Annotated in this window: 12 protein-coding genes and 1 tRNA gene; 7 read left to right on the top strand and 6 right to left on the bottom strand. The window is 72.1% G+C overall.

Translation table 11 applies throughout. The annotated features are described in order from the left end of the window. Positions 1-78 precede the first annotated feature (78 nt). The gene (locus tag ND748_RS13195) at positions 79-885 is read right to left on the bottom strand and encodes an isocitrate lyase/phosphoenolpyruvate mutase family protein (protein WP_251746090.1); all 807 of its coding nucleotides are present in this window, start codon (positions 883-885) and stop codon (positions 79-81) included. A gap of 360 nt (positions 886-1,245) precedes the next feature. On the opposite strand from ND748_RS13195, the gene ND748_RS13190 reads away from it, so the two are divergent. Next, the gene (locus ND748_RS13190; protein WP_251746089.1) at positions 1,246-1,857 is read left to right on the top strand and encodes a DUF4433 domain-containing protein; all 612 of its coding nucleotides are present in this window, start codon (positions 1,246-1,248) and stop codon (positions 1,855-1,857) included. Between the two features lie 17 nt (positions 1,858-1,874). Next, positions 1,875-2,378 (top strand): macro domain-containing protein, encoded by a 504-nt coding sequence (locus ND748_RS13185; RefSeq protein WP_251746088.1) that lies wholly within the window; start codon positions 1,875-1,877, stop codon positions 2,376-2,378. Positions 2,379-2,495: 117 nt separating this feature from the next. Here ND748_RS13185 and ND748_RS13180 read toward each other — a convergent pair whose 3' ends face one another. Then, complete coding sequence (locus ND748_RS13180) at positions 2,496-4,067, bottom strand: aldehyde dehydrogenase family protein (protein WP_251746092.1); 1,572 nt, start codon at positions 4,065-4,067, stop codon at positions 2,496-2,498. 464 nt (positions 4,068-4,531) lie between these two features. On the opposite strand from ND748_RS13180, the gene ND748_RS13175 reads away from it, so the two are divergent. Continuing rightward, a complete protein-coding gene (locus ND748_RS13175; protein WP_251746087.1) occupies positions 4,532-5,248 on the top strand; it encodes a response regulator transcription factor in 717 nt (238 codons plus the stop codon). A gap of 312 nt (positions 5,249-5,560) precedes the next feature. Here the strand turns inward: ND748_RS13175 and ND748_RS13170 are convergent. The 4 genes from ND748_RS13170 to lon form a co-directional block, all read right to left on the bottom strand. Further along, positions 5,561-5,636 (bottom strand) — tRNA-His (locus ND748_RS13170). 159 nt (positions 5,637-5,795) lie between these two features. Continuing rightward, positions 5,796-6,482 (bottom strand): oligoribonuclease, encoded by a 687-nt coding sequence (gene orn, locus ND748_RS13165; RefSeq protein ID WP_285902040.1) that lies wholly within the window; start codon positions 6,480-6,482, stop codon positions 5,796-5,798. A gap of 85 nt (positions 6,483-6,567) precedes the next feature. Further along, entirely contained in the window at positions 6,568-7,029 is a 462-nt protein-coding gene (locus ND748_RS13160) for a hypothetical protein (RefSeq protein ID WP_251746085.1), read from the bottom strand. Between the two features lie 497 nt (positions 7,030-7,526). Continuing rightward, complete coding sequence (lon, locus tag ND748_RS13155) at positions 7,527-10,166, bottom strand: endopeptidase La (RefSeq protein WP_251746084.1); 2,640 nt, start codon at positions 10,164-10,166, stop codon at positions 7,527-7,529. Between the two features lie 432 nt (positions 10,167-10,598). Here lon and ND748_RS13150 point away from each other — a divergent pair, with 432 nt between their 5' ends. The 4 genes from ND748_RS13150 to ND748_RS13135 all read left to right on the top strand — a co-directional run. Further along, complete coding sequence (locus ND748_RS13150; RefSeq protein ID WP_251746083.1) at positions 10,599-11,567, top strand: pirin family protein; 969 nt, start codon at positions 10,599-10,601, stop codon at positions 11,565-11,567. A 294-nt stretch (positions 11,568-11,861) separates the two neighbouring features. After that, the gene (locus tag ND748_RS13145; protein WP_374215913.1) at positions 11,862-12,575 is read left to right on the top strand and encodes a Crp/Fnr family transcriptional regulator; all 714 of its coding nucleotides are present in this window, start codon (positions 11,862-11,864) and stop codon (positions 12,573-12,575) included. 69 nt (positions 12,576-12,644) lie between these two features. Beyond that, a complete protein-coding gene (locus ND748_RS13140) occupies positions 12,645-13,487 on the top strand; it encodes a hypothetical protein (protein ID WP_251746082.1) in 843 nt (280 codons plus the stop codon). 37 nt (positions 13,488-13,524) lie between these two features. Continuing rightward, a partial coding sequence (locus ND748_RS13135) for a HipA family kinase (protein ID WP_251746081.1) occupies positions 13,525-14,282 on the top strand: 758 nt, incomplete at its 3' end.

Below are 14,282 nucleotides of genomic sequence, written 5' to 3'. Positions count from 1 at the left end.
ACGCCGGCCTGCGCCTCGGCCCCCTCGCCGAGCACGGCCTGCGGGGTCGCTGACCGGCCGCCCGCTACCCGGCGCCCGCTACCAGGCGCCGACGATGTCGCGCCCCGCACCGGCGTCCTGCCAGAATGACGGCGCCGCCCCGTCGAGCAGGTCGCGGACCGATCGGCCGAGCGCACCCAGCGCGGCGAAGGCGAGCGCGCCACCGGTCGAGATCCGCGCGACGCCGAGCTCGGCCAGCTCCCCCACGCCCGGCCCGCCCGGCATCAGCAGGACATTGACCGGCCGGTTCAGCTCCGCCACCAGACTGCGGATGTCCGCCGCGCGGCGCAGTCCCGGGGCGTAGAGGACGTCCGCGCCGACCTGCTGGTAGCCCTGCAACCGGCCGATCGTGTCGGCGAGGTCGTCCCGGCCGTGCAGGTGGTTCTCGGCGCGGGCGGTGAGGACGAGCCGCCCGGCCGCCGCCTCGACCGCGGCGGCGATCCGCTCGGTGGCCAGGCCGACGTCGTGGATCGGGGCCTGCGGGTCGCCGGTGAAGTCCTCGATCGAGCAGCCGGCGAGCCCCGCGTCCACCGCCGCCCGCACCGTCGCCGCGACCTCGGCCGGCTCGGCGCCGTAGCCGTTCTCGAGGTCGGCGGAGACCGGCACCGCCACGGCGGCGGCGAGCACGGCAGCATGCCCGAGCGCCTCGTCGCGGGTCACCGACCGGTCGGGCCGGCCGAGCGTGCCGGCGAACCCGCTGCTCGTCGTCCCCACCGCCAGGCAGCCGACCGCGGCGAGCACCCGCGCCGTCCCCGCATCCCAGGCATTCGGCATGATCAGCGGCGCCCCGGGCCGGTGCAGCTCCCGAAACCGCTCGACCCGCGCGGCGGCGGTCGAGGCCGTCACGGTGCCGTCACCCCTCGGGGTCCGATCCGGGCGCGATGGGGCTTGATCTCGACGGACGGCTGCCGGGCACGGATCATCACTCGCTCAGCGTAGCGGAGCAGGTCTGGCCGGCATTGCTGTGATCCGTAACCGGACTGTGCCCACGTCACGGGACGCATAGCGGCCATCCGCTGTCTTTCGGTGAACAGCGACGGGTTGAATCTTTCTCTTTGTGGCGACATCAAACGCCAATGTGACCGATAATGCTCAAAGTTGCGGATCGACCTCGGATGGTGGATGCCCGGCTTCGCCTTTCCGGGGCCGTCTGGTCGTCGAGGAGGTCAGCCGTCTGCCATGGCCCGATTCCCACCGACAGAGGTCATGCACTTCACGCACATCGATCATCTGGCCACGATCATGCGGCTCGGATTGCAGTCGGACACCGAGGTCCGTCGACAGGGGCTGTTGCGAACCGAGGTGGGCGACCGGGGCATCAAGCGCAAGCGCCGGGAGCGGCGGGTGCCGGTGCCGCCAGGTGGGGTTGTGGCCGACTACGTGCCCTTCTACTTCGCGGCGTGCAGCCCCATGATGTACGTCATCCACCGGGGCGGGGTCCCCACGTACAACGGTGGCTGCGACGACCTGGTGTACCTGGTCACGACCGTCCGGCGGATCGCCGAGCTCGGACTGGCGCGGGTGTACACGGATCGGAACGCGGTCCGGCGGTCGGCCCGATTCACCATCGACGACGGCGAGCTCGGCTCGTTCATCGACTGGGACCTCATGCAGGCGAAGATGTGGGCGGACACCGAGGCGGAGCCCGACCGCAAGGAACGCAGAATGGCCGAGTGTCTGGTCCATGAGCGGGTGCCGGGGGTGGCCTTCACCGAGGTCGTGGCACGGACGCCGGACCGCGAGCGCCGTGCCCGTGCGGTGCTCGCTACCGTAGGAGCGAAAGCGGGGGTAGTTGTCAGACCCGACTGGTACTTCTAGTGCATGGGGCGACGGACATGATCACCGAGGCGTCGGGCAACCTGCTGCACGCCGATGTCGATGCCCTGGTCAACACCGTCAACACCGCGGGTGTGATGGGTAAGGGCATCGCCCTGCAGTTCCGGCGCACCTATCCCGAGATGTTCGCCGCCTACCAGGCCGCGGCCAAGGCCGGCCTGCTCGAGCTCGGCCGCATGCACGTATGGCCGACCGGCTCGTTCACCGGACCGCGCTACGTGATCAATTTTCCGACCAAAGGGCACTGGCGATCCCGGTCCCGTCTCACCGATGTTGAGCGCGGGCTGGGGGACCTGGTTCGGGTCGTCGGTGAGCTGAAGGTCCGGTCGCTCGCAGTGCCGCCGCTGGGCTGTGGCCACGGCGGCCTGGACTGGCAGGAGGTCGAGCCGCGGATCCGCGCCGCCTTCGAGGATCTCGATCAGGACGTGCACGTCCTTGTCTATCCTCCGGAAGGACCTCCGCCCGCGGTCGCGTCGCGTGCACGGTCGAGCGATCGTCCGTGACGCCGTCGCGGGTGGCGCTGGTGCGTGTACTGGGGCGCCCGGGTGGCCGGGAGGCTGCGCGCCTCCCGGCCGATGCCAGACCCGGTCCGGGGTAGTCGTCCGGCTTCGAGGCCGCCCTCAGACCTCCGGGTAGAGGGTGTAGCTGGGGAAGTTGCCGACGAGGCGTTCGTTCGGGTCGGGGCCGACGGTGACGGCCCGGGCGAGGTGGGCGCCGCCGACGAACGCACCCTTCCAGGATGCCCCGCGTCCGCCGAACGGCTCGTCGCGGTCGCCGCGTGAGCGCGGCTTGTTGACGCCGACCTTGAACGCCTGCAGCTCCCCGGCGAGCCGGCGAGCGTACGACTCGTCGTCACAGGCCAGCGAGGCGACCAGGGCGCCGTTGGAGGCGTTCATGGCGGCCAGCAGCTCGGCCTCGGAGTCGACGACGACGATCGTGTCGACCGGCCCGAACGGCTCGGCGTGGTGCAGCGCGCTGGAGGCGGGCGGGTGCAGGATCGCCACCGGCGGGACGTAGGCGGAGGTGTCCTGCCCGGGGATGAACCGGCCGTCGGCGATGTCGCCGCGGTAGAGCGGCACGCCGCCCTTCGTGATCGCCTCGTCGACCTTCGCGGCGAGCTCCGTGGCCTTGTCGGCGGTGATGACCGGACCGTAGTCCAGCTCGGGCAGCGGGTCGTCGTCGGCGGCGACGGCCAGCGGATGGCCGAAGCGGACCCCGGCGACCACCGGCAGGTACATCTCGAGGAAGCGGTCGAACAGCTGGCGCTGGACGACGTAGCGCGGGTAGGCGGTGCAGCGCTGCTTGCCGTACTCGAAGCCCTTGCGCAGATGGGCGGCGAGGGTATCCCACTGGGAGAAGTCCCAGATGCCCCAGGCGTTGAGCCCCTCCTGCTCGAGGAAGTGGCGCTTGCCGGTGTCGACGAGGGCGGCGGCGACCTGCCCGCCGGCGGAGCGGCCGCCGACGAACGCCAGGCAGCCGATCTCCGGGGCGCGCACCAGCGCCGAGGACAGCCGCGAACCCGACCCGCTCACCAACGAGACCGGCAGGCCCTCCCGGCGGGCCAGGGCGCTGGCCAGCGTCAGGCAGGCGGCGCCGCCGTCGGTGGGGGTCTTCGCGATCGTGCCGTTGCCGGCGAGCATCTGGACCAGCATGGCGTGCATGAGCACGCTCATCGGGTAGTTCCAGCTCGCGATGTTGCTGACCGGGCCCGGCAGCGGGCCCCGACCGGCGATCATGCCGTCGATCTCGTCGAGGTACCAGCGGACGCCGTCGAGGGCGCGGTCGACGTCGGTGAGGGCGAGGCGCCAGGGCTTGCCGATCTCCCAGACGAGCAGCAGCGCGAGCAGTTCGCGGTGGGCGTCCATCGCGTCGACCGCGGCGCGGACGCGGACCTTGCGTTCGGCCAGCGCCACGTCGCGCCACTGCTTGTGGTCGTCGAGGGCGGCCCTGATCGCCTCGTGCGCCTCGTCCTGGCCCAGCATGGGCGGCCCGGCGATCGGTGATCCGTCCACGGGGGAGTGGCTGTGCAGGGGATTGCCGGTGCGGCGCCACTCGCCGCCCCACAGGTTGCGCAGGCGGTCGGAGTCGAACGCCTCCGGGGCGATCTCGTGGCATCGGGCGAACGCGTCGGACCAGGTCGTGCCCGGCTTGATGTGGAGTCGCGGCTGGGGGGTGCTGGTGGTCGCGGCCATACAGATGAGATTGACGGTCAACCGCCTGATGCGCCACCAGACGAGTGCCATATATCGCACATCCGATGATTCGATCGACCACAGATATCCGGGCTGACCGATTGACGGACGCTTAATTGACGCGGCAAGCACTCATTAGGCGACCGGACGCGGATCGTCCGATTTGGTGTGCTCCCGGGCTCGTGTCCGGCCGTGGCGTCCGGCCGGGCGCCAACCCCCCTGACCGGCCGAAACCGCTGCCGTTCCGGTGCCGAAGCCGGCGATTGGGGTGGCTGGAGACCGTCCACCGCGTACTATTTCCGGCATGTCGGATGCGTTAATGGGGGGAGACGCGGGGGTCACTCGGACGCTGTCACGACCTCTGGTGTGTACTTCATCACGTAGAGTGGAAGGGTGTCTGAACCATCTTTCGTTCGCGTCCGCGTCGTCGCCCGGACGATTCGATCCTGATTCCCGGATGTGTGATGACGGCCAGTGTCATGCCGCCGTCGGCCGCTGAAGCCGACTCCATCGAGGACTCCGCACCGATCCGGGTCCTCGTTGTAGACGATCATGAGCTTTTTCTGCAGGGCCTGCAGACGGTCCTGGAGATCGAGGAGGACATCAGCGTCGTTGGCCGCGCCGGCGACGGCCAGGAGGCGTTGACCCTGGCCTCCGGCACGTCGCCGGACATCGTGCTGATGGACGTCCGCATGCCCGGTCGGGACGGGATCGCCGCGGCCGGGGCGATCAAGCGGGCGGTGCCGCGCACCCGGATCGTGATGCTCACCGTGTCGGACGAGGAGTCCGATCTGTTCGAGGCGATCAAGGCCGGTGCCGTCGGGTACCTGCTCAAGTCGATCCCGCCGCACGAGGTGGCCGACGCCGTCCGCGCCGTCCACAACGGGCAGAGCCTGATCAGCCCGTCGATGGCGTCGAAGCTGATGGTCGAGTTCGCCACGATGGCCCGCGGTACCGAGGAACGCCCGCGGGTGAACGCCCCGCACCTGACCGCCCGCGAACTCGAGGTGCTCAAGCTCGTCGCGGAGGGCCGGGCGAACCGCGAGATCGCCCGCAAGCTGTTCATCAGCGAGAACACGGTCAAGAACCACGTGCGCAACATCCTGGACAAGCTCCAGCTGCACTCGCGCATGGAGGCCGTCATGTACGCGGTGCGCCAGGGCCTGTTCGACATCGAGTGACCGACCTTGGCGGCGCGACGCGCGATGGTGCGACGGTTGACTGTCGCGGAGACGGATGGCCGGGTGGTCGGTACGGCCGACCTGGTGATCGTCCCTGGCCTGACCCATGATGGACGGCCCGGGCGATCGGTCGATGTACGGCGCGGCGCGGCTCTCGCTATCCATGCCGGTGGGAGCCGGTGGGCACTCGCGAAGGTTGCTGGCGAGGGTGTGGGCGAACCGGTTGGATCAGCGTGCTACCCGATGACCATGACCGGTGCTATCCGTGCCGTGCCACCCGGACCGTCGGCCCTGGTGGAACGGCTGGTGCGTTGGGGTGGATGACGGGACTTGAACCCGCGGCCACCGGGACCACAACCCGGTGCTCTACCAACTGAGCTACACCCACCATGTTCAATGAACGCGCCCGGCGCGGCCGATCGGGCCGCGCCGGCAATACCTTACCGGTACGAATCCCGAGTGTGCCGCCTGGGGCGTCTCACCGAGCGAAGCCATCGTACCGGGCGACGTCGCCTCGTGGGCAGGGGGGTCGCTGGTGACGTGTGCATCACGTTGCGTTCGCGCGGTCCGGGGCGGTCGACGGGGTGCCCTGCGCCGCGGCGGGGGAGCTGGCGGGGAGCGCGGCGAGGATGGTGTCGGTCTGGGCGCGGACCTCGGCCGCGATCGTCCGGGCCTGCTCGGTGCCGGGGCCGGGCGGCGGCACGAACAGCGCCTGCCGGTAGTAGCGCAGCTCCTCGATGCTCTCCTGGATGTCGGCCAGCGCCCGGTGGCCGCCCCGCTTGACCGGCGCCGCGTAGTACGTCCGCACGTACCAGCGCCGGGCCAGTTCCTTGATCGACGAGACGTCGATCATGCGGTAGTGGAGGTGGGCGTCGAGCTCCGGCATGTAGCGGGCGAGGAAGGTGCGGTCGGTGGCGATCGAGTTGCCGCACAGCGGCGCCTTGCGCACCTCCGGAACGCGGGCGCGGACGTAGTCGAGGACCTGCGCCTGCGCGTCCGCCAGGGTCAGGGTGGCGGCGCGGACGGCGGCGGTCAGGCCCGAGCTCTGGTGCATCTCGCGCACGACGGGCACCATCGCCTCCAGCGCCTCCTCCGGCGCCGAGATGACCAGGTCGATGCCTCCGTCGAGGATATTTAGCTCACTGTCCGTAACCAGGCAGGCCACTTCCAGCAGCAGATCCGACGCGGCATCCAGGCCCGTCATCTCGCAGTCGATCCACACCAGACGATCCATCCCGTTGACACTAGGGTCTGCGGCTCGCACCGTCACGCGTACCCCCGGGAGCTGGCCGGTGGAGTGGGGCGAACGGCTGCGGATATCAGCCCGTCGCGCCCGCGTCGTTACTCACCGTAAAGACGATGGAGATGTGATCGTTGGCCGCCTCGGTCGGGATGGCGGTCAGGGTGTACTCCCCGTTCGGTACCTCGCTGGTCTTCCAACCCCCGATGTGGGGGTTGAACACATAGGGCGGCTGGGTGAGATTCAGCCGGAACGGGGCGATGGGCCCGTTGAGCACGAACTCCAGCGGGCCGCTGTAACTGGTCGACACCACCCGGATGGTCCGGAAGCCGGAAATCCGCTCACCCGGGCGGATGCCGGCGAAGACGAGCGGCGTCGCCGCCGGGGGCGAGGGTGCCACGGTGACGAGACGATCGGCGGCGGTGGCCACCGCGTGCCGCTGCGGCTGGTTCTTGGCGTACCCGAAGACCAGAATCGGCATGATTATCAGCGCCGCGAAGAACAGCGCCAGGCCGATCCAACCTCGTCTGAGGGCGTCCACGTCGTCCGGGTCCCTCCGCCACGCCGGCCCAAGGGGGATCCGATCACTCTAATGGGCGGGCCAGCGGTGCTGACCGGCGCCCTCGTCTCGGACCTGCGCCCTCGTCTCGGACGGGCGGTGGGGCGGGCGGCGTCAGCGGGTGCGCCGCCGCCGGCCGGGGGGCCTGCTGGGCGGGCGGGCCGGGCCGCGGTTGTCGCGCGGTCGTTGGCGTACCCCTTGTCGCCCCAGCCCCAGGATGCGCTGTTGTGCGATGCGTTCCTGCCGAAGACAGCGGCCACTATCCACGCCCCGACCGTAGCCGGGTTCGGTGCCCAGCGCGCCCGGAGTCACATGGTGTTTACCTCGCCCACGGCGTGTCGCTTGCAAGCCGTATGCGGTCCTGTCCGGCCACACCGGTCGCGCCTGGGCGATTAGCCCAGCTCACGGCGGGTGGCCGCCCGCCGCCCGGCCGGTGTTCGGGAACACCGGCCGGACCACGGGCGAGCACCGGGATGTGATCAGGCGGCCAGGGCGGTGGGGGAGTGCCCGGTGCGCCCCCGCGACCGGCCGCCGTGGTCGGCGTCGAACGCCGGCTCCAGCGCCAGGTCCAGCACCTCCCGAACGTCGGTCACCAGGTGGACGGTGAGCGCGTCACGCACCGGGGCGGGCACGTCGTCGAGGTCCGGCCCGTTGCGCTGGGGCAGCAGCACGGTGGTCAGGCCGGCCCGGTGCGCGGCGAGCAGCTTCTGCTTCACCCCGCCGATCGGCAGCACCCGCCCGGTCAGCGACACCTCGCCGGTCATCGCCACGTCCGCCCGGACCGGCCGGCCGGACAGCAGCGACGCCAGCGCCGTCGTCATCGTCACTCCGGCGCTGGGCCCGTCCTTCGGCACGGCGCCCGCGGGGACGTGCACGTGGACGCCGCGGTCGGCGAGGTCGCCGACGGGCAGCTCCAGCTCCACCCCGTGCGAGCGCAGGTAGGACAGGGCGATCTGGGCCGACTCCTTCATCACGTCGCCGAGCTGACCGGTCAGCGTGATGCCGGCGCCGCCGGTCTCCGCGTCGGCCAGGGAGGCCTCGACGAACAGCACGTCGCCGCCGGCGCCGGTGACCGCCAGACCAGTCGCCACCCCGGGCAGCGCCGTGCGCTCGGCCGACTCCGGGGTGTGCCGAGGCCGGCCGAGGTAGCCGGTCAGATCCCCGGCGTCGATCGCGACCGGCAGCGCGGCCGCCCCGAGCGCCACCCGGGCGACGACCTTGCGCAGCAGCCGGGCGATCGAGCGCTCCAGGTCACGCACCCCGGCCTCGCGGGTGTACTCCCCGGCCAGCGCGTGCAGGGCGTCGTCGCCGATGGTCACGTCGCCCTCGGCGAGTCCCGCGCGGTCGAGCTGGCGGCGCAGCAGGTGGTCGCGGGCGATGACGACCTTCTCGTCCTCGGTGTAGCCGTCGAGGCGGATGAGCTCCATCCGGTCCAGCAGCGGCGCCGGGATGGCCTCCAGCGCGTTCGCCGTGGCCAGGAACAGCACGTCGGACAGGTCCAGCTCCACCTCGAGGTAGTGGTCGCGGAAGGTGTGGTTCTGCTCGGGGTCGAGCACCTCGAGCAGCGCCGCCGTCGGGTCGCCCCGGTAGTCCGCGCCGAGCTTGTCCACCTCGTCCAGCAGCACCACCGGGTTCATCGACCCGGCCTCGCGGATCGCCCGCACGATGCGGCCGGGCAGCGCCCCGACGTAGGTGCGCCGATGGCCGCGGATCTCGGCCTCGTCGCGCACGCCACCGAGCGCCACCCGGACGAACGAGCGGCCCATGGCCTTCGCGATCGACTCGCCGAGCGAGGTCTTGCCGACTCCGGGCGGGCCGGCCAGCGCCAGGACCGCGCCGCCACGCCGGCCGCCGACCACCCCGAGACCGGCGTCCGCGCGCCGTCGGCGCACCGCCAGATGCTCGATGATGCGGTCCTTGACGTCGTCGAGGCCGGAGTGGTCGGCGTCGAGCACCGCACGAGCCGCGGTGATGTCGTAGGAATCCTCGGCGCGGACGTTCCACGGCAGGTCCAGGACGGTGTCGAGCCAGGTGCGCAGCCAGCCGCCCTCGGGCGAGGACTCGGCCGTGCGCTCCAGCTTGTCGACCTCCTTGAGCGCCGCCGCCCGCACCTTCGCGGGCAGGTCCGCGGCCTCGACCCGGGCCCGGTAGGCAGCCGGGTCCGAGCCGTTCGCGCCGTCGGCGCCGCCGTCCGGGCCGTCCAGCTCGGCCAGTTCCTTGCGGACGGCGTCGAGCTGGCGGCGCAGCAGGAACTCGCGCTGCTGGCGATCCATCCCCTCCTGGACGTCGCGGCGGATCGTCTCGGCGACATCCAGCTCGGCCAGGTGCTCCTTCGTCCAGGCCAGCAGCCGCTCCAGGCGGGTGCCGACCGCCGACGTGCCGAGCAGCTCGATCTTCTGCGCGGTGGTCAGGTAGGCGGCGTAGCCGGCCGTGTCGGCGAGCGCGGCGGGATCGGTGATCGCCGAGACCGAGTCGATGACCTGCCAGGCGCCGCGCTGGCGCAGCAGGTCGGTGACGAGCGCCCGGTACTCCTTGGCGAGCTTGTCCACCCGGGCGGCCTCGTCGGCCGGGGAGCCGGGGTGGGTGCCGGCCGGGTCGTCGAGCGTGCCGAACGCAGTGGCCGCGTCGTCGACGACGACCGCGTCCACCCACTGCACGCCCGCACCGCCCCCGACGCCGGCACCATCGCCGGCACCATCGCCGGCACCATCGCCGGCACCGTCGTCGGGAGTGGCGCCGTCGCCGGGCGGGGCACTACCGGTGCCGTGGCCGGCTGGGGCGAGCCGCTCGCCGCCGACGTGGGCTCGCGCCGTGCCGCGCACGATCGCCGCCGAGCCGCCGCGTGGCAGCCGGCCGACCTGTTCGATCACTCCGACCGTGGCGACCTCGGCGAGTTCGCCGTCGACCCGGGGGACGAGCAGCACCTCGGCGGGCCGGCCGGCGACGCGGCTGGAGATCCCCGGCGCGCGCGCGTCGGGGGAGCCGCCTGACCCGCCGGCACGGGCGGCGTCCACAACGGCTCGGGTCTGCTCGTCGGACATGTCGAGGGACACGACCATGCCGGGGAGAACAACGGCGTCGTCGAGCGGCAGGACGGGCAACACCCGGATCTGTGGCATGTGGTCCACCCTCACGTGAGGAAGTTGAGTCACCTGGACTGAAGTCGTCTTAGCCTACGGTTGTTCCCGAGGTTGCTCGCCCAGAGCGAACATCCGTCCACCGCTCGCGGCCCGGCCGTCGGCAGCGGCGTCCTGCCGCGGATCTGGCGGGCGTTCGTGACCGACTCGTGACTCCGGCCAGGAAGGGGGCCGCGCTGGGCGTCTGGACCGGGCCGGATCGGATCCGATCGGATCCGATCGGGCAAGGGTGCGTGGGTCGGGCGGAGACGCCAAGGGTGGCTGGGTCGGGCGGAGACGCCGAGGGCGGGAAGGATTGGGTCGGGGGCGTGGTTGTTCCCGCCAGGTAGTTGCATGTACAACTGTCGAGGACGCCGGGACGGGCCTGCCAGGGCCGGCCCGCCGGGCGGCCGCAAGTACAGCCAGGAGGACGACATGCCCGCCGTCACCGCCGACACCGTCCGGCTGCCCCGGCTGGCCGAGCCCGCGCTCGGTGCCGTCGACCGCCCGGTGCGCACCGTCACGACCGCGCCCACCGGCTTCGAGGGCGAGGGGTTCCCGGTCCGTCGCGCCTTCGCCGGCGTCCGGCTCACCGATCTCGACCCGTTCATCCACATGGATCAGATGGGCGCGGTCGACTACGGCCCCGGCGAGCCCAAGGGCACCCCGTGGCATCCTCACCGCGGCTTCGAGACCGTCACCTACATGATCGACGGCACCTTCCAGCACCAGGACTCCCACGGCGGCGGCGGCCTCATCACCGACGGCGCGACGCAGTGGATGACCGCCGGCGCGGGCATCCTGCACATCGAGACGCCGCCGGCGGAGCTGGTCATGCGCGGGGGCCTGTTCCACGGCATCCAGCTCTGGGTGAACCTCCCGGCCCGGGACAAGTTCACCCCGCCTCGCTACCAGAACCTCGAGGCCGGGCAGGTGGAACTGGCCGCCTCGCCGGACGGCGGTGCGCTGCTGCGCGTCATCGCGGGCGAGGTGGGCGAGCACCGGGGCCCCGGCTCGACGCACACGCCGATCGCCGTCGTTCACGCGACGGTGAGCCCCGGGGCGCGGGTGCACGTCCCCTGGAACCCTGAGTTCAACGCGCTCGTCTACGTCCTCGGCGGCCGCGGCACCGTCGGCCCGGCGGCTCGGCCGATCGAGGCCGGGCAGCTCGCCGTCCTCGGCGCCGGGGACCTGGTGACGGTGGCGGCCGACGCGCGCCAGGACGCGGCGACGCCGGCACTGGAGGTCCTGCTCCTGGGCGGGCGTCCGATCCGCGAGCACGTCGAGGCGTACGGGCCGTTCGTCATGAACACCCGGGCCGAACTGATCCAGGCCGTCGAGGACTTCCAGGCCGGCAAGCTCGGCGTCATCCCGGCCGGCGCGCTCATGCCGCACCGCGGCTGACATTGCTCGCGGTCCGGGCCGGTGGTGTGATCCGGCCCGGACCATCTTTGCGCAATTCGGACGATCTGTACGCTCGCGTCCCCGGAATGGCTCGTGCGGATAATCGTCTCGGTATGCTGGATCAGCATCCGGATAACGGGGCCGGGCGTCCGGTGACGACATCTCCCGCGAACGGCCGCCGGGCCTGCTGCCGGCGGCGCACGCGCATACGCGGATGCGCGTGGGGTCCGTGCCGTCGCTGACCGGCCGTGCTGGCATGGGCGAGGGGGCGTCGTGTGGCAGGAGCCTGAACCGGTGGGAGGCGGGCCCGACCGGGACCCGCGGCCGCGCCGGACGGAATGGCCGGCGGCGAGCGTCCTCGGTCGAATGGCGGCGGAAAGTCGCGCGGAGATTCTGCGGCTCGGTTCGTACCGCGAATACGCGAGCGAAGAGGTCGTCATGCACGAGGGCGACCGCACCAACTTCGTCGTCCTGCTGCTCAACGGCTGGGTGAAGGTCACCGCCGCCACCGAGAACGGCGGGTTCGCCCTGCTCGCCATCCGGCACGGGGGTGACCTCGTCGGTGAGCTCGCCGGGCTCGATTCCGAACCGCGGGTCGCGACCGTGACCGCGGCCGGCGCGGTGCTGGCGAAGGTCGTTCGGGCGGACGCCTTCGTCGCGTTCCTGCGCCGCCAGCCCGACGTGCACCAGGTGCTGAGCAGCACGATCGCGTCGAAACTGCGCTCGGCGACCCGGCGGCGGGTCGAGTTCGGCGGCTGTTCGGTCGCGGTGCGGGTGGCGCGGGTGATCCTGGAGCTGGAGCGGGCCTACGGCGGCTCGTCGCCGGACGGGCACCGTTCCGTCGGGGTGTCGCTCACCCAGCCGGAGCTCGCCGCTCTCGTCGGCGCCGCCGAGCCGACTGTCCACAAGGTGCTGCGGGACCTTCGCCAACGAGGCGTCCTCGCCACCGGCTACCGGGCCGTGGTAATCCAGGATCTCGAGGCGCTGCGGCTCGCCGCAAACCCGTGAGAATACGGGGCGGCCGTCCTCGTTCCCGGTAACGCTGAAACTCCCGGTTCCGACCCGTGGAGGTTCAGCGTGAGTGAAAGGCCACCGGGTATCCGGCGGTTGTGTGTCGCGATGGAGATCGACCGGGACGCCGGCGAGATACCCGGCGTGCTACGGCCGCCGCGGTGGCGGCGGGATCTCGGCGCCGTCATCGAGGAACTCGGGCGCGTCGCCGCCCTGGACCGGGCGCACTGGAACCCGCCCGCCGTGGGCGGTGGGGAAATCGGCTTCCTGCCGCCCGGCATCGACGAGGGACGGTTCGTCGCGGCATTCGTCACCACGCTGCGTTCCACCCTCGCCCGACTGAACGACGGCGTGCCGCGGACGGAACGGGTCCGCCTTCGAGTGGCGCTGCACCAGGGAATCACCTACCTCGACGAAGCAGGCTTCTCCGGGCGGGCAGCGGTGAAGGTCGCCGCGCTGCGAGACTGTGCCGCGTTACGCGCCGAGCTGCGGCGCCACTCGAGTGTCGATCTCGCCCTGGCGGTGTCCGGCGAGCTCTTTGACGACGTGGTCGAGCACGACTATCCGGGATTGCGCGGCCGCGACTTCCGGCCGGAGCAGGTGGAGCTGGCCGAGCAGGTGGAGTTGGCCGAGCAGGTGGAGTTGGCCGAGCAGGTGGAGTTGGCCGAGCAGGTGGAGCTGGCGGAGCAGGTGGGGCTGGCGTCGAGGCCCGGCGTCGACGCCTGGTTGCTCATGCCCGGCCTCACCGGGGCGCCGGCCCGGCCCGCCGCGGCGGCCACCCGTGCTGCGGCGGCCACCCGTGCCCCAGCCGCCGGCCGCCGCCTGGAACCGGCCCGGCCCGCGGCGGAACTCCCACTGTTCACCGTTGTCGTGACGCCCGCCGAGACCTGGCCGGTCCACGCCCGCTGAGCACTCGGGGTTGTGGCGGCTCGGGCAGACTGGCGGGATGTTGCGACACGTCTCGGCGGTGCGTTATGCGACGCCGCTGCGGGAGGGCGGGAGCCTGCCCGGGCTGATGGAGGGCGACGACCTCGGCACCTGGGTCGTCAAGTTCAGCGGTGCCGGGCAGGGGCCGAAGGCGCTGGTCGCCGAGGTGATCGTCGGCGAGCTGGCCCGCGAGCTCGGGCTCGCGGTGCCCGAGCTCGTCGGCATCGACGTCGACCCCGAGCTCGGCCGCACCGAGCCGGACCAGGAGGTCCAGGACCTGCTGCGGGCAAGCGCCGGGCTCAATCTCGGGATGGACTACCTGCCCGGGTCCATCACCTACGATCCACTGGCGTTCGACGTCCCGCCCGAGACCGCCGCCCGGGTGCTCTGGCTCGACGCCCTGACGCTCAACGTCGACCGGTCCTGGCGTAACCCGAACCTGCTGGTCTGGGGCGGTCGGCTGTGGTTGATCGACCACGGCGCGGCCCTGTACCCCCACCACGACTGGGCGAGCGCGGCCGCGGCGGTCGGGCGGGTCCTGCCCGGCCTCGCCGACCACGTGCTTCTGCCGGCTGCGGCCGCCCAACCCGCGACGTTCGCCGCCGCCGACGCCGAGCTGGCCCCGCGGATCGACGCGGAGCTGCTGACCGCGGTTCTCGCCCGCGTACCCGACGCCTGGCTGGACGTCCCACGCGCCGACTACGTCCGCTGGCTGCTGGCGCGGGTCGCGGCGCGGGCGTCCACGTGTGCCGCGGTCACCGCGGCGCTGGCCGTGGC

Origin of the sequence: Frankia sp. AiPs1, assembly GCF_023716945.1 — a bacterium.
Classification (GTDB): domain Bacteria; phylum Actinomycetota; class Actinomycetes; order Frankiales; family Frankiaceae; genus Frankia.
This window is presented reverse-complemented; position numbering and strand designations above follow the sequence as displayed.

What these genes read in the sequence shown, in the direction of transcription:
- ND748_RS13190 (WP_251746089.1), top strand. Translation starts at nt 1,246, where the DNA reads ATGCACTTCACGCACATCGATCATCTGGCCACGATCATGCGGCTCGGA.
- ND748_RS13150 (WP_251746083.1), top strand. Translation starts at nt 10,599, where the DNA reads ATGCCCGCCGTCACCGCCGACACCGTCCGGCTGCCCCGGCTGGCCGAG.
- lon (WP_251746084.1), bottom strand. Translation starts at nt 10,166, where the DNA reads ATGCCACAGATCCGGGTGTTGCCCGTCCTGCCGCTCGACGACGCCGTT.
- ND748_RS13185 (WP_251746088.1), top strand. Translation starts at nt 1,875, where the DNA reads ATGATCACCGAGGCGTCGGGCAACCTGCTGCACGCCGATGTCGATGCC.
- ND748_RS13180 (WP_251746092.1), bottom strand. Translation starts at nt 4,067, where the DNA reads ATGGCCGCGACCACCAGCACCCCCCAGCCGCGACTCCACATCAAGCCG.
- orn (WP_285902040.1), bottom strand. Translation starts at nt 6,482, where the DNA reads ATGGATCGTCTGGTGTGGATCGACTGCGAGATGACGGGCCTGGATGCC.
- ND748_RS13175 (WP_251746087.1), top strand. Translation starts at nt 4,532, where the DNA reads ATGACGGCCAGTGTCATGCCGCCGTCGGCCGCTGAAGCCGACTCCATC.